22 protein-coding genes and 1 riboswitch are annotated in these 17,743 nt (G+C 54.2%); of the genes, 6 read left to right on the forward strand and 16 right to left on the reverse strand.

Annotated elements, in window-relative coordinates; all coding sequences use genetic code 11:
• Positions 1-7: 7 nt before the first annotated feature.
• A complete protein-coding gene (locus tag KJS42_RS00385; protein ID WP_213621671.1) occupies positions 8-898 on the reverse strand; it encodes a DUF4183 domain-containing protein in 891 nt (296 codons plus the stop codon).
• Positions 899-1,111: 213 nt separating this feature from the next.
• Here KJS42_RS00385 and KJS42_RS00390 point away from each other — a divergent pair, with 213 nt between their 5' ends.
• From KJS42_RS00390 to KJS42_RS00405, 4 genes are all read left to right on the forward strand, one after another.
• Positions 1,112-1,525 carry a DUF4183 domain-containing protein gene (locus tag KJS42_RS00390; RefSeq protein WP_155608521.1) on the forward strand — a complete coding sequence of 138 codons (414 nt, stop codon included), beginning with the start codon at positions 1,112-1,114 and terminating at the stop codon, positions 1,523-1,525.
• A gap of 43 nt (positions 1,526-1,568) precedes the next feature.
• Positions 1,569-1,631, forward strand: a riboswitch (Fluoride riboswitch).
• 40 nt (positions 1,632-1,671) lie between these two features.
• A complete protein-coding gene (crcB, locus tag KJS42_RS00395; protein ID WP_239483924.1) occupies positions 1,672-2,061 on the forward strand; it encodes a fluoride efflux transporter CrcB in 390 nt (129 codons plus the stop codon).
• Positions 2,058-2,426, forward strand: a complete 369-nt coding sequence (gene crcB, locus KJS42_RS00400) for a fluoride efflux transporter CrcB (protein ID WP_193415318.1) — start codon at positions 2,058-2,060, stop codon at positions 2,424-2,426. The genes crcB (KJS42_RS00395) and crcB (KJS42_RS00400) overlap by 4 nt, the downstream gene beginning before the upstream one ends.
• Positions 2,427-2,533: 107 nt before the next feature.
• Positions 2,534-3,637: a chymotrypsin family serine protease gene (locus tag KJS42_RS00405; RefSeq protein WP_193415317.1), complete on the forward strand. Its 1,104-nt coding sequence runs from the start codon at positions 2,534-2,536 to the stop codon at positions 3,635-3,637.
• 46 nt (positions 3,638-3,683) lie between these two features.
• Here KJS42_RS00405 and rpoD read toward each other — a convergent pair whose 3' ends face one another.
• From rpoD to KJS42_RS00420, 3 genes are all read right to left on the reverse strand, one after another.
• The gene (gene rpoD / locus KJS42_RS00410; protein ID WP_059045062.1) at positions 3,684-4,577 is read right to left on the reverse strand and encodes an RNA polymerase sigma factor RpoD; all 894 of its coding nucleotides are present in this window, start codon (positions 4,575-4,577) and stop codon (positions 3,684-3,686) included.
• Positions 4,578-4,842: 265 nt separating this feature from the next.
• Positions 4,843-5,481 (reverse strand): DsbA family oxidoreductase, encoded by a 639-nt coding sequence (locus KJS42_RS00415; protein WP_155608525.1) that lies wholly within the window; start codon positions 5,479-5,481, stop codon positions 4,843-4,845.
• 29 nt (positions 5,482-5,510) lie between these two features.
• Positions 5,511-5,666 carry a hypothetical protein gene (locus KJS42_RS00420; protein WP_167521295.1) on the reverse strand — a complete coding sequence of 52 codons (156 nt, stop codon included), beginning with the start codon at positions 5,664-5,666 and terminating at the stop codon, positions 5,511-5,513.
• A gap of 207 nt (positions 5,667-5,873) precedes the next feature.
• Between KJS42_RS00420 and KJS42_RS00425 the strand changes: the two genes are divergently transcribed.
• The gene (locus tag KJS42_RS00425) at positions 5,874-6,560 is read left to right on the forward strand and encodes a metal-dependent hydrolase (protein ID WP_193415316.1); all 687 of its coding nucleotides are present in this window, start codon (positions 5,874-5,876) and stop codon (positions 6,558-6,560) included.
• Positions 6,561-6,608: 48 nt separating this feature from the next.
• Here KJS42_RS00425 and KJS42_RS00430 read toward each other — a convergent pair whose 3' ends face one another.
• The 6 genes from KJS42_RS00430 to KJS42_RS00455 all read right to left on the reverse strand — a co-directional run bounded on the left by KJS42_RS00430 (position 6,609) and on the right by KJS42_RS00455 (position 10,804).
• On the reverse strand, positions 6,609-7,847 hold the full coding sequence (locus KJS42_RS00430) for an MFS transporter (RefSeq protein ID WP_445259979.1): 1,239 nt from the start codon (positions 7,845-7,847) through the stop codon (positions 6,609-6,611).
• Positions 7,848-7,911: 64 nt separating this feature from the next.
• Positions 7,912-8,520, reverse strand: coding sequence for a TVP38/TMEM64 family protein (locus KJS42_RS00435; protein ID WP_213621672.1), 609 nt, complete (start codon positions 8,518-8,520; stop codon positions 7,912-7,914).
• A gap of 29 nt (positions 8,521-8,549) precedes the next feature.
• On the reverse strand, positions 8,550-9,068 hold the full coding sequence (locus tag KJS42_RS00440) for a GNAT family N-acetyltransferase (RefSeq protein WP_193415314.1): 519 nt from the start codon (positions 9,066-9,068) through the stop codon (positions 8,550-8,552).
• Between the two features lie 10 nt (positions 9,069-9,078).
• On the reverse strand, positions 9,079-9,549 hold the full coding sequence (locus KJS42_RS00445; RefSeq protein ID WP_155608529.1) for a DinB family protein: 471 nt from the start codon (positions 9,547-9,549) through the stop codon (positions 9,079-9,081).
• A 12-nt stretch (positions 9,550-9,561) separates the two neighbouring features.
• Positions 9,562-9,864 carry an antibiotic biosynthesis monooxygenase family protein gene (locus KJS42_RS00450; protein WP_155608530.1) on the reverse strand — a complete coding sequence of 101 codons (303 nt, stop codon included), beginning with the start codon at positions 9,862-9,864 and terminating at the stop codon, positions 9,562-9,564.
• Positions 9,854-10,804 (reverse strand): NAD(P)/FAD-dependent oxidoreductase, encoded by a 951-nt coding sequence (locus KJS42_RS00455; protein WP_155608531.1) that lies wholly within the window; start codon positions 10,802-10,804, stop codon positions 9,854-9,856. Before KJS42_RS00455 ends, KJS42_RS00450 begins: the two co-directional genes overlap by 11 nt.
• A 109-nt stretch (positions 10,805-10,913) precedes the next feature.
• On the opposite strand from KJS42_RS00455, the gene KJS42_RS00460 reads away from it, so the two are divergent.
• Complete coding sequence (locus KJS42_RS00460; protein WP_193415312.1) at positions 10,914-11,279, forward strand: DUF2512 family protein; 366 nt, start codon at positions 10,914-10,916, stop codon at positions 11,277-11,279.
• A 77-nt stretch (positions 11,280-11,356) separates the two neighbouring features.
• On the opposite strand, the gene KJS42_RS00465 is transcribed toward KJS42_RS00460, so the two are convergent.
• The 6 genes from KJS42_RS00465 to KJS42_RS00490 all read right to left on the reverse strand — a co-directional run bounded on the left by KJS42_RS00465 (position 11,357) and on the right by KJS42_RS00490 (position 17,690).
• On the reverse strand, positions 11,357-12,154 hold the full coding sequence (locus KJS42_RS00465) for an ABC transporter ATP-binding protein (protein WP_155608533.1): 798 nt from the start codon (positions 12,152-12,154) through the stop codon (positions 11,357-11,359).
• Positions 12,154-13,068 (reverse strand): ABC transporter permease, encoded by a 915-nt coding sequence (locus tag KJS42_RS00470; protein ID WP_193415310.1) that lies wholly within the window; start codon positions 13,066-13,068, stop codon positions 12,154-12,156. Before KJS42_RS00470 ends, KJS42_RS00465 begins: the two co-directional genes overlap by 1 nt.
• Before the next feature lie 39 nt (positions 13,069-13,107).
• Complete coding sequence (locus KJS42_RS00475) at positions 13,108-14,193, reverse strand: ABC transporter substrate-binding protein (RefSeq protein WP_213621673.1); 1,086 nt, start codon at positions 14,191-14,193, stop codon at positions 13,108-13,110.
• A 252-nt stretch (positions 14,194-14,445) separates the two neighbouring features.
• Positions 14,446-14,952, reverse strand: a complete 507-nt coding sequence (locus KJS42_RS00480; protein WP_213621674.1) for a metallophosphoesterase family protein — start codon at positions 14,950-14,952, stop codon at positions 14,446-14,448.
• A gap of 6 nt (positions 14,953-14,958) precedes the next feature.
• A complete protein-coding gene (locus KJS42_RS00485; protein WP_213621675.1) occupies positions 14,959-15,900 on the reverse strand; it encodes a DUF7916 family protein in 942 nt (313 codons plus the stop codon).
• 83 nt (positions 15,901-15,983) lie between these two features.
• Positions 15,984-17,690: a glycoside hydrolase family 13 protein gene (locus KJS42_RS00490; protein WP_213621676.1), complete on the reverse strand. Its 1,707-nt coding sequence runs from the start codon at positions 17,688-17,690 to the stop codon at positions 15,984-15,986.
• Positions 17,691-17,743 lie beyond the last annotated feature (53 nt).

The raw sequence follows: 17,743 nt of genomic DNA on the forward strand, positions 1-17,743 counted from the left end.
CCCCCTATCAACTTATGGCTTGGGCGGTAATTTGTACGTTTTCCAGAATGATTGGTGTACCTGCGACTATCATATCCTGACCCAGCTCCAACGTCAAAACTACGGGTTCCACCGTGTACAAACGGCCTTCCTGCAACATGCCGTTGATGAAGAGATTTGCGTAGGAGCCTGCACCGGTTCCGGCAAATGCCAACGGCGGGCTGCCCTCGTCATCCGTAAACTGATTGGCGGGAATGTCGACGGTTCCGGTCAAATCAGCAAGGGGCGCATAAAAGTAGCGATACACAGCGGAAGTAACTAGGACGGCGCCTACCGGTGGCCCCGGTGGCCCTTGCGGTCCCGGTACGCCTGGTGGTCCTGCTGGCCCCGCTGGCCCAGCCGCTCCCGGTGCACCTTGCGGTCCCTCGGGCCCCGCTGGCCCGACCGCTCCCGGTGCACCTTGCGGTCCCTCGGGCCCCGCTGGCCCGACCGCTCCCGGTGCGCCCTGCGGTCCCTCGGGCCCCGCTGGCCCGACCGCTCCCGGTGCACCTTGCGGTCCCTCGGGCCCCGCTGGTCCGGCCGCTCCCGGCGAGCCCTGCGGCCCCTCGGGCCCCGCTGGCCCGGCCGCTCCCGGCGAGCCTGGCGGGTCCGCTGGCCCCGGCGGATCGACTGCTCCGCGCGCTTCGTCCGAGGCCGGCATCAGCCCCTTCGCGCTCGCCAGACGCTCCATCCGCCGCAACTCCTGGCGATAGCGCTCCAGGAGTCGCATCGCTTGCCGGATCTGTCTACGCAAAGGGGACACACATCCTTTACTGCGCCCGCGGCGCTCTCTTGCCGCGGATTTCTTTTTCCTTATGGACGTAGCCAGCCGTTTACGAACGCGGATCTTCCCTCTCAATGCGCCTCTACCCATTCTCATCCGATTCTTCCCCCTGGTCGACCTATCTTCCTTCGAACCTTACTTTCGTATCCTATGATCGACCAGCCGGAGGCGCATGGGCGAATCTCTCGAAGCCAATCCCTTAAATTCCATGTTCAACGGAGGCGTAATGCCGTTTCTATTCAGGCATTCACGACATTATATGTATTGTATCGAATCTATCGATACTATCAAAGATTAGGAGGTGGATTTATGCCTGTAATTAAACCCGTTTTTACAGCGGTAGCTTCCATTCCGGTCGCCTCGGGAGGCGTCATTACGACAACAGTGACGCCAACGGTTACCCGCTACTTTGCTTCCTTGACGCCGGGTATGATCGGCGCAACCGATACAACCATCCCCGCCGCCAGCTTCGTGGACGACGCCGATGCCGCGATTACCGACTTGCCGACGCTCACCGGCAGCGATTACTTTAACGTGTACATCAACGGCGTCATTCAGCAAGCCTCGTTGTCGACACTGTCGACGGCCAGCCTGGTGATGAGCACGGTGGACGTATCGGCCGGGACCCCTATCCAGCTAGAAGTCGGAAGCTTCGGTGGCGTCGCTTCAACAATTACAACGCAGCCCACGATTTCCGCGCCAACGATCACAATCATCACGTAATCGTTATTGACGAGCTGTCCCCCAATCGCATAAAATGGTGCCAACGCAATAAGGCGATGGAGTTCGCCTGAACCGCTCGATTTGAGCTGATGACTCCTACCAGATCCTCTGGTAGGAGTCTGTCTATTTTCAGGAGGTTGATTGCATTGAACATCTTTGCTTTAATCCTCGGCGGTTTCTTCGGGACAATCCTTCGTTATGGGCTGTCCTTCTGGATTCCAACTGCCGGGGCTTTCCCCTTGCCTATACTATTGATCAATTGGGCTGGATGCCTATTTCTCGGCTGGCTTTTTACCGTTGCCGCCATCAGGAATATCCGTCCGAGCGTGCGCATCGGGGTTGGTACCGGGTTCACTGGCGCGTTTACGACATTCTCCACCTTCACGGTGCAGACCGTAGATGCCATACATACCGGACACCTGGCAATAGCACTCGCCTATCTATTGGCCAGTTTGATCGGCGGTCTTCTGATGGCTTGGGCCGGGGTCAATTTAGGCCAAAGAATGCGCATCTCTAAGGCAGGTGAAAACGCATGACCGTCATTGTTGGACTTGGCGGGATCCTCGGAACGCTTCTGCGTTACTATCTAGGGCAGTGGATTTCAACTCGGTCCGCCCATCAGGGCTCGCTTTTCCCTTGGGGAACATGGGTCATCAATCTCAGCGGCTCCCTCCTGCTTGGTATTTTGGCGGGATTGCACACGCAGCATTCGATCCCCGCGTGGAGCTGGTTGATGCTCGGAACCGGCTTCTGCGGCGCTTACACGACCTTCTCCACCTTTGGTTACGAGACGATAACGTTGATCGGAAAAGGATATAAACGCCAAGCTGTCCTCTATGTACTTTCCTCTGCGCTGCTTGGCGTGGCTTGTGCTTGGCTGGGCGGCTGGCTTGTAGCATAAATGTAAAGACGACCGAAGCAAGGCATACGCCCGTATAACGATCATGCGTACCGACAGCTGCATACTATACAGCAAATCCGCGATCATGCGAGAAAAGGTGATTTCTTTTGGCCAGTTTTCGTAAAGCTTATTTGCTGAAGCAGCGCATTGCCGGAAACATGCTGAGGAAGAACGGAGTCCACGGCATTGGCGTCGGCCTGCGGGACCCCAAACGCCCCAAACGAGGCGCAGCTATCATTGTATATGCCGATGCCCTGTCAACAACCGTCGCCTCCAAAAAAAACGCGAAGTCAAAACGCCCCCCCACTTTACCTCGTTATCTGAAGCCCCGTGACGGCGTGCCGATTCGTATCGTACGCTCTCCCCGCTTCTGTAAACGAGGCAGTAACGGAAATGGCGGTAAGTACACCCGTCGGATCCGACCCGTTGTGGCCGGATACAGTGTTGGAACGGCCGATGCTTCCGGCACGGCCGGCCTCATCGTCAGCAGTGACGCAAACGGGTGCAGCCGCTTGATCCTGAGCAACAACCACGTCCTCGCCGATAACAATACCGGGTGTTTCTCGCCAACGCTCCAGCCCGGCGGCGCCGATGGAGGCACAACCGCCAAAGACCGGATCGGTCAGTTGGAACGTGTCACCAAACTGAGGAAGAAACGGCCGAATTATCTGGATGCGGCGACCTCCAAGCCCTTCAGACGGTCTTTACTAAAGCCGGCTTATGCCGTCTATGGCGCGGTCCCCGGCCATGTCCGTTCCTATAAAATAGGCGACCGCCTCAAAAAAGTCGGCCGCACTACAGGGGTCGTGACCGGCACGGTGGAATCGATTCATACCGATGTACAGGTCGATTACGGGGATTACGGTAATTTGGGGACGATCACCTTCAAGGATCAAAGCGTTATCCGCGGCAAACGTCCGGTCTCCCTGGAAGGCGACTCCGGCTCCGTTTGGCTGACAAACAAAGGGAACCTCGCAGCAGCGGTCAATTTCGCCGGATCGGAGAACGGGATGCTGTCCATCTCCTATCCCATCGAATGGTTTATGCAGGTATTCGGCGCTCGCGTGGCCAAACCGCGTAAAGGCCGGATGCTTCGACCCCAAAAGGGGAAGAGCGGAAAATATATGTGTATCCGACCGTTGCCCGCAAAACTCGTGAAATCCCTACGTCCGATTCACGCTTCTCCCCGCCCTCACCGGCGGCACGTATAGGAAATAATAAAAGCTCCCTAAGGGATTCCTTAGGGAGCTTACAATGTTATTCCATAAAATCCTTCAGCCGCTTGCTTCGGCTTGGATGCCGCAATTTGCGCAGCGCCTTGGCTTCAATCTGGCGAATCCGTTCCCGGGTTACGCCAAACTCCTTACCAACCTCTTCCAACGTCCGCGTACGGCCGTCATCCATCCCAAAACGCAGCCGCAGCACATTCTCCTCACGTTCAGTCAGCGTATCCAATACTTCCTCTAACTGCTCTTTCAAAAGTTCATAAGCCGCAGCTTCCGCCGGTGCCGGAGCATCGTGATCCTCGATGAAGTCGCCTAGGTTCGAATCGTTCTCTTCCCCGATCGGCGTTTCCAGCGATACCGGCTCCTGCGCGATCTTCATGATCTCGCGCACCTTATCCGGCGTCAGATCCATCTCCTTGGCGATTTCCTCCGGAGTTGGCTCGCGCCCAATCTCCTGGAGCAGCTGTCGCGAAATACGGATCAGCTTATTGATGGTTTCCACCATATGCACCGGGATCCGGATCGTTCTGGCTTGGTCAGCGATCGCACGGGTGATGGCCTGACGAATCCACCAAGTCGCGTAGGTGCTGAATTTGAACCCTTTTGAATAATCGAACTTTTCCACCGCTTTGATGAGACCCATATTGCCCTCTTGGATCAGGTCCAGAAAGACCATTCCGCGCCCAACATAACGGCGGGCGATACTTACAACCAATCTCAAGTTCGCTTCGGCCAGACGGCGTTTTGCTTCCTCGTCCCCGTTTTCGATGCGCTGTGCGAGCTGGATTTCCTCCTCCGCAGATAACAGAGGCACCCGTCCGATTTCTTTCAAATACATTCTTACCGGGTCATCGATTTTAATCCCTGGCGGTAACGTCAGATCGTCGGTATATTCCATTTCATTATGCTTCAAGTCCTCAGTCATCTTCCAGACCCCCACCCTAAAAAATGAAAAAAATGCGAAAACCATTCTATATCTCTAAAACCTGTATATCCATTTGACAATTCATTGGTATTATGCTACTATTGAGGAGATTATTGCGTGTGTGCCTTGTGAGTGGCTATCCGTCATTTTACCACAGTTCATTAGCTCATACAAGTTTTATTTTTTATTATGTTCATGGAACGAGACGCTGATCCCTGAGGATCAGCGTTTTTTGCGTCCCTCTATTCTTCTTATTCGACAAAGGTTACTCTCGATCCTCCCAAGCCCGGAGTAATGCACCTTGAAAAATTTCCAAAGGCTGAGCACCGGATACGGCATACTTGCCGCGTAACACGAAGAACGGTACGCCGCGAATCCCGAGCCGTCTCGCTTCGTTCTCATCCTCACGGACTTCATCCGCATACGCATTTTGCTCCAGTACATCCCGAACCGCGGAACCATTCAAGCCAACCTCTTCAGCCAAACGCACTAGCGTTTCATGTTCTCCAATATGCAGGGAATCCGTAAAATAAGCTCGGAATAAGCGCTCGTTCATTTCCTTGGCTTTGCCCTGCTGCCCGGCATAATGCGCCAACCGATGGGCTTCGAACGTATTCGTCGGCACGATCGTATCGAAATTATACGTCAACCCTTCCGTTTGAGCCTGTTGCGCCACATTCCGGTTCGACTCCTGTGCCTGTTGTAGGCTGAGGCCGTATTTGACCGCCAATAATTCATGGATGCTCGATTCCGTGTCCTTTGGAGCACCCGGATCCAGTTCAAAACTGCGGTATACGATTTCGATTTCATCCCGATAATCAAATAATTCCAGCGCTTTCTCCAAGCGGCGTTTGCCGATGTAACAAAACGGACAGACAAAGTCCGACCAAACTTCGATTTTCATGTCAATCTCCTCCTTTTTCCAAACACCCTCTACCGGATCAGTCCCCATTCACGTGCCTGTTCCTCGGTAAGGATAAATTGTTCCTGCTCCCAAACCTCGTCCTCTTTGGTCAGTCCGAACGAAGCTCTGACTTGCGGCCAAATCCCCTTTTCCACCGCTTCACTTTGCGTAATGATGATTTTCAATCCGGATCTTCCTTCCAAGTTAAGAGTTTGTCAATTAAGATTACCCGAATTGAAAACCTTCAAACGTACCTCAATCCGTTACCCCATCCCAATCATATGGAAATTATATGCGTTTATGCAGCGCCTCATTTCGCAAGATGTGACTTGCCTGTCCATGGCGGCTATAATAGGACGTGAAGGATATCTTTTCCATAAGAGGTGATTGGAATGAAAGTTACTTATTGGGGACACTCCTGTATCCAGGTGGACACGGGGAAGCATCGACTCGTCATCGATCCGTATCTAACTGAGAATCCGACCGCTGCAGCGGCCGCCGAAGACATTCAAGCCGATTACGTCCTTCTTACCCACGGTCATTCCGACCATATCGCCGATGCGGAAAGCATCGCCCGGCGAAACAACGCCCCGATTATTGCCATCGTTGAGCTAGCCGATTATTTTGCCACTGCCGGACTGCAAACCGTAGGCATGAACCTTGGGGGTTCTCGCACGTTCCCCTTCGGGAGGCTGAAGTGGGTACCGGCGCTTCACAGTACCTCCGTCAACCGAGACGGCGTAAGCTTATATCTAGGCGTCGCCGCGGGCATTCTGCTCGACTTGGACGGGTTTACATTGTACCATGCGGGCGATACCGCACTTTTCAGCGACATAAAGCTGGTAAGCTCCCGACGGCCGGTCGACTTGGCGTTCTTGCCGATCGGCGACCATTTTACCATGGGACCCGACGATGCTCTGATTGCAGCTGAATGGATTGGTGCCAAACACGTCGTACCTGTGCATTACAATACGTTTGACGCAATCGCCCAAGACGGTGAACGGTTTGCGGCAGAGCTAGAGCGAATCGGTATACAAGGTCACGCCCTGAAACCAGGGGAATCTCTGGATACATTCTAGGCGTTGAAAACAGCAAATTGTTGCGTTTCCTGCAGCAATTTGCTGTTTTTAATCCGCCAATTCCTTCCCCCGCGTCTCAGTCCCAAGTAAGAACACCGCCAGTGCGCCGACCAGAATCGTCACGAAGAACATCCAGAAGATACTCCCAATCGCGATTTCCCGGGCGACTAACATGCCAACCAGGTACGGGGCGATAATGCCGCCGATTCGCCCAAACGAAGCGGCTAATCCAACACCGGTCGATCGTACTCGGGTCGGGTACAGTTCCGGCGTATAAGCGTACATCCCGCCCCAAGCACCAAGATTAAAGAAGGATAAGCATATGCCAGCCGCGATCAGCATCCCTTCGCTTGTCGCGTTTCCGAACCAAGCCGCGCTGACCGCCGTTAGCAGCAAGTACAACACCAGCACGAACTTGCGACCGAATTTCTCGATGAAATAAGCAGCCGTAAAATATCCCGGCAGTTGGGCTAACGTCATAATTAACACATATTCAAAGCTTTTCACCAGGCTGAAACCTTTCAGTACCATCACCGAAGGCAACCACAAAAACATACCGTAGTATGAGAATACGACAGTAAACCACAGAATCCAGAGCATCACGGTCGAGCGGCGGTGCGGAGAAGCCCAAACCGACTTGAACCGTTCCCCGAAGGAAGGCCCCTGCCCTTTACTATTCCTCACCTGCTCCTTAAATCGGACCGGATCCTGAATGGACTTACGCAGATACAACGCATAGATCGCAGGAACGGCGCCGATGATAAAGGCGGCCTGCCAACCGTAATCCGGAATGATGAAATACGAAATCAATGCCGACGCGATCCAGCCTGCGGCCCAGAAGCTTTCCAACAGGACGACGGCTCTTCCGCGTTCAGCGGCTGGGACCGATTCGGACACCAGCGTGGATGCGACAGGCAGCTCCCCGCCGAGGCCAAATCCAGCGATAAAACGCAGCACACACAGCATGGCAAAGCTCGTGGCTGCGGCAGAAAATCCGCTAGCGACGGAGAAAATCAGCAGAGTCCATAACAAGACGGATTTACGTCCGAACTTGTCCGCCATATAACCGGCAATGGCCGCGCCAAAGGCCATCCCTACGGAGTTGATTGCCGTAAAGAAGCCGGTCTGCTGCGGCGTCAAGCTCCATTCCACCGCCAGAGCGGCGGCAATAAACGAAATGATACCGACGTCCATCGCGTCGAACATCCAACTGAGCCCTGCGCTGAACAGCAGCTTCCGCCGTTTTACAGCGGGTTTTCCAGATACGGCCTGTTCTTGAGCATTCAAACGGCTCTCCCCCTATCCCATCTTGTTCTCTCTTTAGCTTATCCAAATAGGCGGTTGATCCATGCTAGGGCGTCATGCCGCTTTTCTTGTTTGATATGGACCGATTTCGAACCACAAAAACAATCCCCAACAAAATGAGAAATACGGCATAGGATACGATCAGCTCCCGAAGGTTCACTCCGGGGAAAACAATCGATGCGCTTAATATGCCAAACAACCAAATGCTCGACAGGTTACCGACCAGATTGGACCAGGTGTATGATCTCATCTTCAGGTTGGAAATCGCTGACATAAACGAAATTAGATTGTTTGGCATGATCGGAACCGTACGAAGAAAGATCACCGCCCACACCCCGTAGCGGTCCAGCCCTTTTTGCCATTTTTCGTATTTCTGCAGCTTGCCCATCCACTTGCGGTTAAACCAGTCGGCAAAGAAATATCCGCACATCAAATATACAATCATCCCTGCCGCCGTCCCGGCAATCCAGCTCGCCAATAGGCCGTTCATGATCCCCAACAGGGAAATATGCAGCATGACGATCGTAGCAAATGGGAAAACTCCAAAGATCCCCTGCACCACGGCAAGCGGGATGGTGAGAAGGAGGATGGAGTACCCGCCCAGATGGGTCGTCTCCAAAAACCAGTCCGTCAATTGCTTAATCCATTCGTTCAAATGATTCGTTCCCCATTCCCCAAAAACTATTACGCCTGAACGCGGTTCCCCAAGATGATGAGATCCCGTTCCACACCATCCAAATTGGCTACACGGGGCAGGTGTGCCCAACGCTCGAAGCCAAACTTGCCAAGAAGTTTGAGGCTGGGTTCGTTGTGACCAAACACGAAACCGAGCAGCGTATGAACACCAATCCGAGGACAATCCGCAATCGCCCGAGTCAGCAAGATTCCGCCGATCCCTCGAGATCGGTAAGCTTCGGAGATGTAAATGCTAATCTCCGCCGTACCGTTATAAGCCGGACGCCCGTAGAAAGATTGGAAGCTGAGCCAGGCGATGATCTGCCCCCCGGATTTCATGACCCATAGCGGCCGGAAATCGGGAGAGTGCTCTTCAAACCACTTCTGTCTGGCGTCGACGGTCACCGGCTCCAAGTCGGCCGTGACCATCCTTCCCGCAATGGTTTCATTGTAAATCGAAACGATGGCTGGCAAATCCTCGAGGATCGCGTCCTCAATCCTATAGTCAAAGTCCAAATGTTCGGTCATATGTAAGTGCTCACGATCCTTGAATGATTTTGTTGTAGAGCTTGATCATGCTAAAATGCATGCCTTCATGATACGTCGTAAAGTTGATTAGTTGCCCTACGGTCTCAATCCGGTAGCCGCTGGAAGTCGAATAAGGTTCGATGGGTTCCTTAAGTTGTCCGGATAATACCGTTCTTACCCGTTCAGGCTGTGCTTCCAGCACCGCAAGAATATCGTTCAAACTTGGACTTTCCGAAGTCCATTCCAACGGTGACGTTCCATTGGCAAACAGCTCTTGATAAATCTCCGGAAGCTCCGATGTTCTTCCCGTAAAGGTAAATGCATATTTATCCGTGACTAAGGCAAGATGTCCCAAATTCCATAAAATATGATTGCGGAAACCTGCAGGGACAACCAGCACCTTTTCCTCGGGTAAAGTTCTAGCCAGCTTCAAGGTTTGAGTTCGTACGAATTCAAGCTGCCGCCAAATGGCTTGTTCCATATTCTTCCCCTCCTAGTCGGTTTCGTGCTTAATCTGTACGTAATGTTCCACCGTTGGGAACGGGTCGTAGAAATGATGAAGCAGCGCTTTCCATTCCTGGTATTCGGGCGACTGCCGGAAACCGACCTCATGCGCGGTGATCGACTGCCATCTCACCAGAAGAATATATTTATTCTCCGTCTCCACGCATTTGTGGAGCTCATGTCCCAAATAACCGTCCATCCGACGAATCAGTTTAGAAGCCTTGCGGAAATTGCTCTCGAAATCATTTATCATTCCCGGCTTCACCTGCAGTTGAGCTACTTCAAGAATCATCCTCTACATCCCCTCCGTTCAACTGATTATAGCACGGACTTAGCGCTTTATGAATCCAAATTGCGGCAATTGAACCTTCCCCCATCGCTACGCTAACTTGTTCGGCATGAACCCCCAGATCGCCGGCAGCCCAGACACCGGGTACGCTCGTTTGCTTCGTGCGAGGGTCGGTTTCCACGTGTCGATTGCCGGAAATGGGTACACCCAGCTGAGCCGCTAACCTGGAGTGAACCTCATTGCCGCCAAAAGCGATAAATCCTCGTTCCGCCGCGAAGCTTCGACCATCCTTCAGCATTACGCTGCGGATAAAACCTTCGGTGTGCTGTACCTCGACGATTTCTCCTTCCTCGTAGCGGATCTCCCGTTCCGCCATTAGGTGCAGCAGCTCCGGCGCAACATCCGATCGTTCGTGATTGATATAAGTTAAATCTCGGGTACGTTCCGCCAATAGAAGCGCCATCTCCGCCCCGGTGCGGCCGGCGCCCATTAATACCGTTTTCCGGTCTTGGATCTCGTACCCGTCGCAATCTGGGCAGACGTATACGCTCAGCCCTAGCGTCGGAACCATACCTGGGACATCCGGAAAACGATCAAGTACGCCGGTGGCCAAAAGCACCGTCTTGCCGGTATACCCCGTTCCGCTTAGCGTGACAACCTGAAACCGCCCTTCTCGCTTCTCGGCTCCAGTCACCGTATCCAGCACAAATTCCACACCGTAAGATTCCGCTTGTCTTCTTCCCCGGTTGCGAAGCTCTTGGCCCGAAATCCCTTCCGGAAAACCTAACAGGTTATGATACTGTTGACATAACGTCGATCTCCCAAAACCGGCGTCAATAACCAACACTTGGTGCGCCGAATATCGCCCTAATTGGATGGCAGCCTGCAATCCGGCGATTCCGCCTCCTAGGATTAAGCAATCATAAACTTTGGTTTGTTCCATTTGCATGTCCCACTTTCCGCGTGATCTTAATTGACTTCTGAAATGAAGTTGATGTATAGCCGCATTCCCGTCAGGAGAAATTAAGTGTGAGCCACAAGGAGGTGTAAGTTTGGACAAGTTTCTCGTCAAATTGCTTGGAAACGGGATCATCCTCATCGCCATGTTGATGATCTTAAGCAACGCCTCATTTATATCGGCGCTGCTGACAGCTTTAGCGTTGTCCATTCTAGCCTATTTATTCGGGGATCTCTTCGTCCTTCCTCGGACGAACAATAGCATTGCGACCCTTGTGGATGCGCTGCTCGTTTTCGTCTTTCTGTGGGCGATTGCCGCCAACGCGGAGTGGACGTTATCCTTCGGCGAAATGCTGACCATTACGCTGATGGTAGGCGTATTCGAATGGTTCTTGCACGGTTGGCTGCTGCGTGATGGAATTCGTCGGGACAGCAGCGTGAGAGTACGCGATTCACGATAAATGACTTTACAAAAATAAAAGCGCGAGTAAGGAGATCTTCTCTCCATACTTGCGCTTTCTTATTTTTGCAACGTCATTTAACTTCCCAGCATCACGCGGTCATCGGAAAGCTTGTGTCCGCTGATCCGCTCAAATTCGCCTAGCAGACGTTCCATCGTCAAATCGCGTTTCTTCGTGTCGTCCACGTCGAGGATGATGCGGCCGCCGTCCATCATGATTAGGCGATTGCCCAGCCGAATTGCCTGCTCCATGTTGTGGGTAACCATCAACGTGGTCAACTTCAGTTCGCTGACGATCTCCTGCGTCAGCCTCGTCACCAGCTCGGCGCGGGCCGGGTCCAGCGCGGCGGTATGCTCGTCGAGCAGCAGCACCTGCGGCTCGGTGAACGTCGCCATCAGCAGGCTGAGCGCCTGGCGCTCCCCGCCGGACAACGTGCCGACCTTGGCGCGCAGCCGATTCTCTAGCCCGATACCCAACCGGCGTAACTGCTCCTGGAACATCGCCCGGCGCTTGACATTCACGCCTAAACCGAAGCCGCGTCGTTTCCCACGAGAGAACGCCATTGCCAAATTCTCCTCGATCGTCATATGCGGCGCGGTACCGGCCATAGGGTCCTGGAAGACGCGGCCGATCCACTTGCTTCGGCGATGTTCCGGGAGGTGACCGATGTCGACACCGCCAAGGCGAACCTCGCCGGCATCCGGTTTGATCACGCCGGATATCATATTCATCAGCGTGGATTTACCGGCGCCGTTACTGCCGATGACCGTCACGAAATCGCCCGGACGCAGATGCAGATTGACATCGATCAACGCGATTTTCTCGTCCGGCGTACCGGGGTGAAACAGCTTTGATACCTCGGTTAACTTCAGCATCAGAACCCACCCCCTACGCTCTTATGGCCAGGGGTTTGCGCGATTTCAGCCGCGCGCCGGCGGGCGATCGATTTCTGCTTCATGTTTCTTTGCACAGTCGGAAGCACCAAAGCAATGATGACGATTACGGCGGTGATCACCTTCAAATCCGTTTGCTCCAGCCATTCGATCCGGAGTGCCAAGGCAACAACGACCCGATAAACGATCGATCCAAGCACTGCCGCCAGCGTGGCCCAAAACACCGTCCGCGCCCCAAAGATCGCTTCACCGATAATGACGGAAGCCAGACCGATGACGATCATCCCGATGCCGGACGAAATATCGGCGAATCCGGATTGCTGGGCAATCAGCGCCCCGGACAAAGCCACAAGCCCGTTGGACAAACTGAGTCCGAGAATAATGGTATAGTCCGTGTTGGCACCAAAGCTACGGATCATTCGCTTATTGTCACCGGTTGCGCGCAGCGCAAGTCCGAGCTCCGTCCGGAAGAACAGATCTAGCAGCAGCTTGATGGCGATGACTACGATTGGCATGAACACCAGCGGCGACACCGAGCTGAACAACGTGGTCTCCCCAAGCAAGCCCACGTTCGGTTTGCCCATGATCCGCATGTTGATGGAATAGAGCGCGATCATCATCAAAATCCCGGACAACAGTCCGTTAATCCGTCCTTTGGTATGGATGAGGCCGGTGATGGCCCCGGCAGCCAAGCCGCCAAGGAAAGCCGCAATCGTGGCGATCCACGGCGAGCTTCCCCCCGTGATCATCACGGCCGCGATAGCTCCGCCGGTCGTAAAGCTTCCGTCCACAGTCAGATCCGGGAAATCGAGAATTCGAAAAGTGATATAGACGCCAAGCGCCATGAGCGCGTACAACAGGCCGGATTCCAGCGCCCCGAGCAGCGAGTTTAACATGATGAGTACCTCCCCCGAGAATTTAGGAGCGAGTGCTGCCTATTCGATCAGATTGTTGGCCTTATCCGTGATTTGGTCTTTCATGGCATCCGTCACTTCAATGCCTTGCTCGGCCGCCGCTTTCAGGTTCATGATCAAGTCGAGTTTATCCGGTACGGTGACCTTCAGATCGCCGACCTTTTTCCCGTTTTTCAACACGTCCACAGCCATTTGGCCCACTTGGTAACCATGGTCATAATATTTGAATCCGATCGTGGCAAAAGCACCCTTCTCCACCGTATCCCGATCGCTCGAGAAGAATGGAATGTCGTTCTCGTTAGCCACCTGGATTACGGTACTAACCGCTTCAACGACCATGTTGTCCAGCGTAATGTACAGCGCATCCACCCGGCCAACCAGCGATTCGGCCGCTTGTTTGACTTCCGATGTATTCGTCACCGAGGCTTTGACCAATTTGATGCCGTGGGCGTCCAAAGCTTTCTCGGCATGGTTCGCCATGACGACCGCATTCGGTTCGCCTTGGTTGATGACCAGTCCAACCGATTTCACGTCTTTGAAATTCGCGGCGATGAAGTCCATCAGCTTGGTAATCGCCTCCGGGTTCGTATCGGAAGCGCCGGAGATGTTCCCGCCCGGATGATCCAGATTGTCGACCAATTTGGCATCGATCGGATCTGTTACCGCTGCGAACAGAATCGGCGAGTTCTTGACCTGCTGCGCAACGGCTTGCGCCGGAGGCGTGGCGATCGCAAGGACGAGATCGTACTTCTCGCCGGCGATTTTTTGCGCGATGGTCGTATTGTTCGTTGGATCTCCCTGCGCATTGTTATAATCCAGCTCCAGGTTGTCGCCTTCGACGATACCGGCGTCTTTCAAAGCGGCAAGGAACCCTTCTCTCGTTGCGTCTAGGGAAGGATGCTCCACGATTTGCGAAATCGCGATTTTGTAAGAATCCTTGGTTGGCTCCGCTGCATTCCCCGCTCCCGCGGAATTCTCCGTTCCGGTGCCGCCGGCATTTCCCCCGTTGGCTGCATTCCCCCCGTTCCCGTTTGTATTGTTGCCGCAAGCGACAACGCCCACCAACAGCAGCGACATGGCAAGTAAAACTCCAAGCTTCTTCTTCATATTTCGTTTCCCCTTTCTCTCTCATGAAATGATAAATGATGACCCAGGAAGGTTGGACCAGCAAAACATGATCCGATTAACGCTTTTGTCGTTAAAAGGATTAAAGTGTCTATGGACAACCATTCGCCCAACGTGGACACGAAGTATTATTCCTATATTAAATGGTGGTCAATTATCCGTCAACAAAAAAGAGCCAACCTAAGCACGACCGGTACCCCGGCCTTGCTCAGGCAGCTCTTCCTCAACTTCAGATCATTTTTTGGCATCCATATAAATATGTTTACCCTCGATCGCTTGAGGCGTGATCTCGAGCACGCCAAAGCTGTATTTCGGCTCCCGCCGCTTATCGGTTGGCGAACCGGGGTTGAACCACAAGACACCTCCGCTTTTGGCTAGATAGGGCTTATGGGAGTGACCGAACAGCACGGCGTCCACTGGCTTCCCCGCAAATACGCGCTCGGCATTGTCCTTAGCTCCATGCCCGCCGCCGGGCAGATGGCCGTGAGTCAGCCCGATTCGCCTTCCGCTCAGCTCAAGAATTTTGTGCTGACCGAACCGGCGGATGATGTCCACCGGGTCGTTGTTACCAGCCACCCCGTCGACCGGGGCTATTGCTGCTAACTGTTCATAAACGTCCATGGTCACCCAATCGCCCAGGTGGAGAATCAGGTCGCAGGTTTTAAACGTTTGCCGCAGCTTCGCGGGCAGCTCCGTCCCGCGGCGCGGCATATGCGTATCCGACACGACTCCGATGCGCATAGGCCGTTACCTCAACGGCGAAGCAGCCATACGCACATAGGTGTGCCGCCGCCCGCGGATCGCGATCGATAACGCTTGAATGTTCTCCGGGACGGCCATCCCGGCGAAACCGGCGTCTCCGATATGGAATACGTCCGCCCCCGCCCGTTTAGCGCTGAGCGCAATCTCCCGAACCGTTGCTTCGTCTGCGCCTTCCTGGCTCGTGCCGATCGCCGCTAAGGCCAGGGCACCCCTCGCCTTGACCTCTGCGATGATCTGAGCCAGATCTTCCTCCCGCACGCCGGGAACCGTGCCCGGGGCAGGCAGCAGGACGACGTCCGCGCCGGTTTCGGCGAACCCGATCGCCGCCTCCCGATCAAGGACGCTGCCGCGGGTGCCAGCCCCGTGCATTTTGCCTGCCAGAATCAAACCGCCGAATTCCCGTTTGGCCAAGGTGATCGCCTGCTGGATGCGTTCGTGGGTCACGCCGGTTTTCGGGTTGCCCGTCAGGCAGACGAAATCGCAGCCCAGCCGCTTGGCTTCCGCTAAGCTCCGTGCCGTTGCCCGCCGTCCTTCGGGCAGCTGGTTCAGTGACTCGACCGCTTCGGCAGAGTCATCAACCGGCTCCAGATTGATACCGATCGGCAGCCCCGTCAACCGCTTTAGTTCGGCGATCGGATTTCGCGCCTCTGGCTTCTGTTCCCCGCCGCCGACTTCCGGCGCGAACAAATCCCTAGCCTCGATGCCGCGAACCTGCGGCTGAAACACATCAAAGACGTTCAACAAGATCATATCCGCACCGAAAGCCTTCGCGAGTTCTGCGTTGGTTAGCTCCGGCAATAGCGGCTGCGACGTGACGACCGTTTCGGCAATCACGGTACGTCCTTCCGCCGCCAACATCGCTCCCTTTAAGGCTTCGCGATCCATCCGCCGGAAATCCGATGCCCGGCAGTCCAATATCCGTTTCATACCCTAACCCTCCGTTCAACGATGAAATGAAACCCTTGCTGTGTTCAGTGTAGCATGCCAGGAAACCACAGACTACGCCATTTTCACGAAGATGTGATTCGTTTTAAATAGACTCTGGCCTCATAAGGACGCAGCCGCAAGTGGCGTAAATCCTCATGAACCTGCGGGGCGTAATTGGAAATCAAGAGTTCGATATCCCGCGGTTTCATGGCCTCCTCCGGCCATTCAAATATCGGCTCATTGGCACTAAAGTTTAAAATCACCAACAACCGGCTAGCGTTTAACGAACGGGTGAACACGTAAATCTCCGGATGATCGGGAAGCAGCAGCTCATATTCGCCGTAAACGATCACGGCATGCTGCTTTCTTAATCGAATCAGCTCTTTGTAGTAGTGATAGATCGAGTCCGGGTTTCGGCGTGCTTCCTCAACGTTGATCCGATCGTGATTCGGGTTGATACCGATCCAGGGGGTTTGGGCGGTAGTAAAACCGGCCTGCGGCCCGTTATCCCATTGCATGGGGGTTCGAGCGTTATCGCGGCTTTTGAGGTGAATCGCCCGCAGGATGTCGGCTTCCGGAACCCCCTTTCTTTGTTGCTCCTCATAGAAGTTGAGCGTCTCCACGTCGCGATACTCCTCAATTGAGGCGAACGCGGCGTTGGTCATTCCGATTTCCTCCCCCTGATAAATGTACGGTGTCCCTTCCAGCATATGCAGGAAGGTGGCCAACATTTTGGCCGATGGGACTCGGTATTCCTCCGAATCGTTACCAAAGCGCGAAACCGAGCGCGGTTGATCGTGGTTGCCTAAATAGTTGGCATTCCAGCCCCGGCCGTGCAGCACCGTCTGCCAGCGGGTGATGACTTCCTTCAATTCCGTCAGTTTCCACGGAACGACGTCCCATTTACCGCTGCCGGCAGAACCGGCATCCAGAAACATATGCTCGAATTGGAACGTCATATTCAGCTCGCGGCGGTCGTCTCCCACATAGTCCAGCGCCTCCTCGGGGCCTAATCCGGATGTTTCGCCTACCGTCATAATGTCATAGGAATACAGCACGTTATCATATAAGTTTTGCAGGAGGGTATGTACGTCGTCGAGGTTGGAGAAGAGCTCGTAAGCCCGCACCGTCGGCATCTGCTGCGGATTGTGCGCGTCCGGCAGCCCTTTCGCCTTGGCGATATGCGCGATGGCGTCGAACCGGAAGCCGTCCACGCCCTTTTGGAGCCACCACTGGATCATGTCGTGCAACTCGCGGATCACGGCTGGATTTTCCCAGTTCAAATCGGGTTGATGTTTGGAATACAAGTGCAGGTAATATTCGCCAGTCCGTTCGTCGTACTCCCACACCGAGCCGCTGAAATACGACTCCCAGTTGTTTGGCGGTCCGCCGTTTTTTCCCTGCCGCCAGATGTAATAGTCCCGCTTGGGATTGTCCGTGGACTGACGTGATTCCAGAAACCAGGGATGCTCGTCTGAGGTGTGGTTCAGCACAAGGTCCATCATCAGCTTCATTCCCCGCGCGTGCAGCCCCTCCAGCAGCTCGTCAAAATCCTCCATCGTACCGAAGGCGGGATCGATTTTGCAATAATCGCTAATATCATAACCGTTATCATGCCCGGGCGATTGATAGATGGGACACACCCAAACCACGTCGATCCCAAGGTCCTGCAAATCATCCAGCTTGGAGAGAATACCGCGCAGATCTCCCACTCCGTCCCCGTTCGAATCCTTGAAGCTGATCGGATAGATTTGGTACACGACGCTTTCCTTCCACCAAGTCCGCTTCATGTCCGCCGCCCTTTCACTATTTTCCTATAGCTATTTGCACCGAGGCGCATTTG

Source organism: Paenibacillus sp. J53TS2 (genome assembly GCF_018403305.1).
Taxonomy (GTDB): Bacteria; Bacillota; Bacilli; order Paenibacillales; family Paenibacillaceae; genus Fontibacillus; species Fontibacillus rhizolycopersici.

What these genes read in the sequence shown, in the direction of transcription:
- KJS42_RS00385 (WP_213621671.1), bottom strand. Translation starts at nt 898, where the DNA reads ATGAGAATGGGTAGAGGCGCATTGAGAGGGAAGATCCGCGTTCGTAAA.
- KJS42_RS00390 (WP_155608521.1), top strand. Translation starts at nt 1,112, where the DNA reads ATGCCTGTAATTAAACCCGTTTTTACAGCGGTAGCTTCCATTCCGGTC.
- crcB (WP_193415318.1), top strand. Translation starts at nt 2,058, where the DNA reads ATGACCGTCATTGTTGGACTTGGCGGGATCCTCGGAACGCTTCTGCGT.
- rpoD (WP_059045062.1), bottom strand. Translation starts at nt 4,577, where the DNA reads ATGACTGAGGACTTGAAGCATAATGAAATGGAATATACCGACGATCTG.
- KJS42_RS00415 (WP_155608525.1), bottom strand. Translation starts at nt 5,481, where the DNA reads ATGAAAATCGAAGTTTGGTCGGACTTTGTCTGTCCGTTTTGTTACATC.
- KJS42_RS00425 (WP_193415316.1), top strand. Translation starts at nt 5,874, where the DNA reads ATGAAAGTTACTTATTGGGGACACTCCTGTATCCAGGTGGACACGGGG.
- KJS42_RS00440 (WP_193415314.1), bottom strand. Translation starts at nt 9,068, where the DNA reads ATGACCGAACATTTGGACTTTGACTATAGGATTGAGGACGCGATCCTC.
- KJS42_RS00445 (WP_155608529.1), bottom strand. Translation starts at nt 9,549, where the DNA reads ATGGAACAAGCCATTTGGCGGCAGCTTGAATTCGTACGAACTCAAACC.
- KJS42_RS00450 (WP_155608530.1), bottom strand. Translation starts at nt 9,864, where the DNA reads ATGATTCTTGAAGTAGCTCAACTGCAGGTGAAGCCGGGAATGATAAAT.
- KJS42_RS00455 (WP_155608531.1), bottom strand. Translation starts at nt 10,804, where the DNA reads ATGGAACAAACCAAAGTTTATGATTGCTTAATCCTAGGAGGCGGAATC.
- KJS42_RS00465 (WP_155608533.1), bottom strand. Translation starts at nt 12,154, where the DNA reads ATGCTGAAGTTAACCGAGGTATCAAAGCTGTTTCACCCCGGTACGCCG.
- KJS42_RS00470 (WP_193415310.1), bottom strand. Translation starts at nt 13,068, where the DNA reads ATGTTAAACTCGCTGCTCGGGGCGCTGGAATCCGGCCTGTTGTACGCG.
- KJS42_RS00475 (WP_213621673.1), bottom strand. Translation starts at nt 14,193, where the DNA reads ATGAAGAAGAAGCTTGGAGTTTTACTTGCCATGTCGCTGCTGTTGGTG.
- KJS42_RS00480 (WP_213621674.1), bottom strand. Translation starts at nt 14,952, where the DNA reads ATGCGCATCGGAGTCGTGTCGGATACGCATATGCCGCGCCGCGGGACG.
- KJS42_RS00485 (WP_213621675.1), bottom strand. Translation starts at nt 15,900, where the DNA reads ATGAAACGGATATTGGACTGCCGGGCATCGGATTTCCGGCGGATGGAT.
- KJS42_RS00490 (WP_213621676.1), bottom strand. Translation starts at nt 17,690, where the DNA reads ATGAAGCGGACTTGGTGGAAGGAAAGCGTCGTGTACCAAATCTATCCG.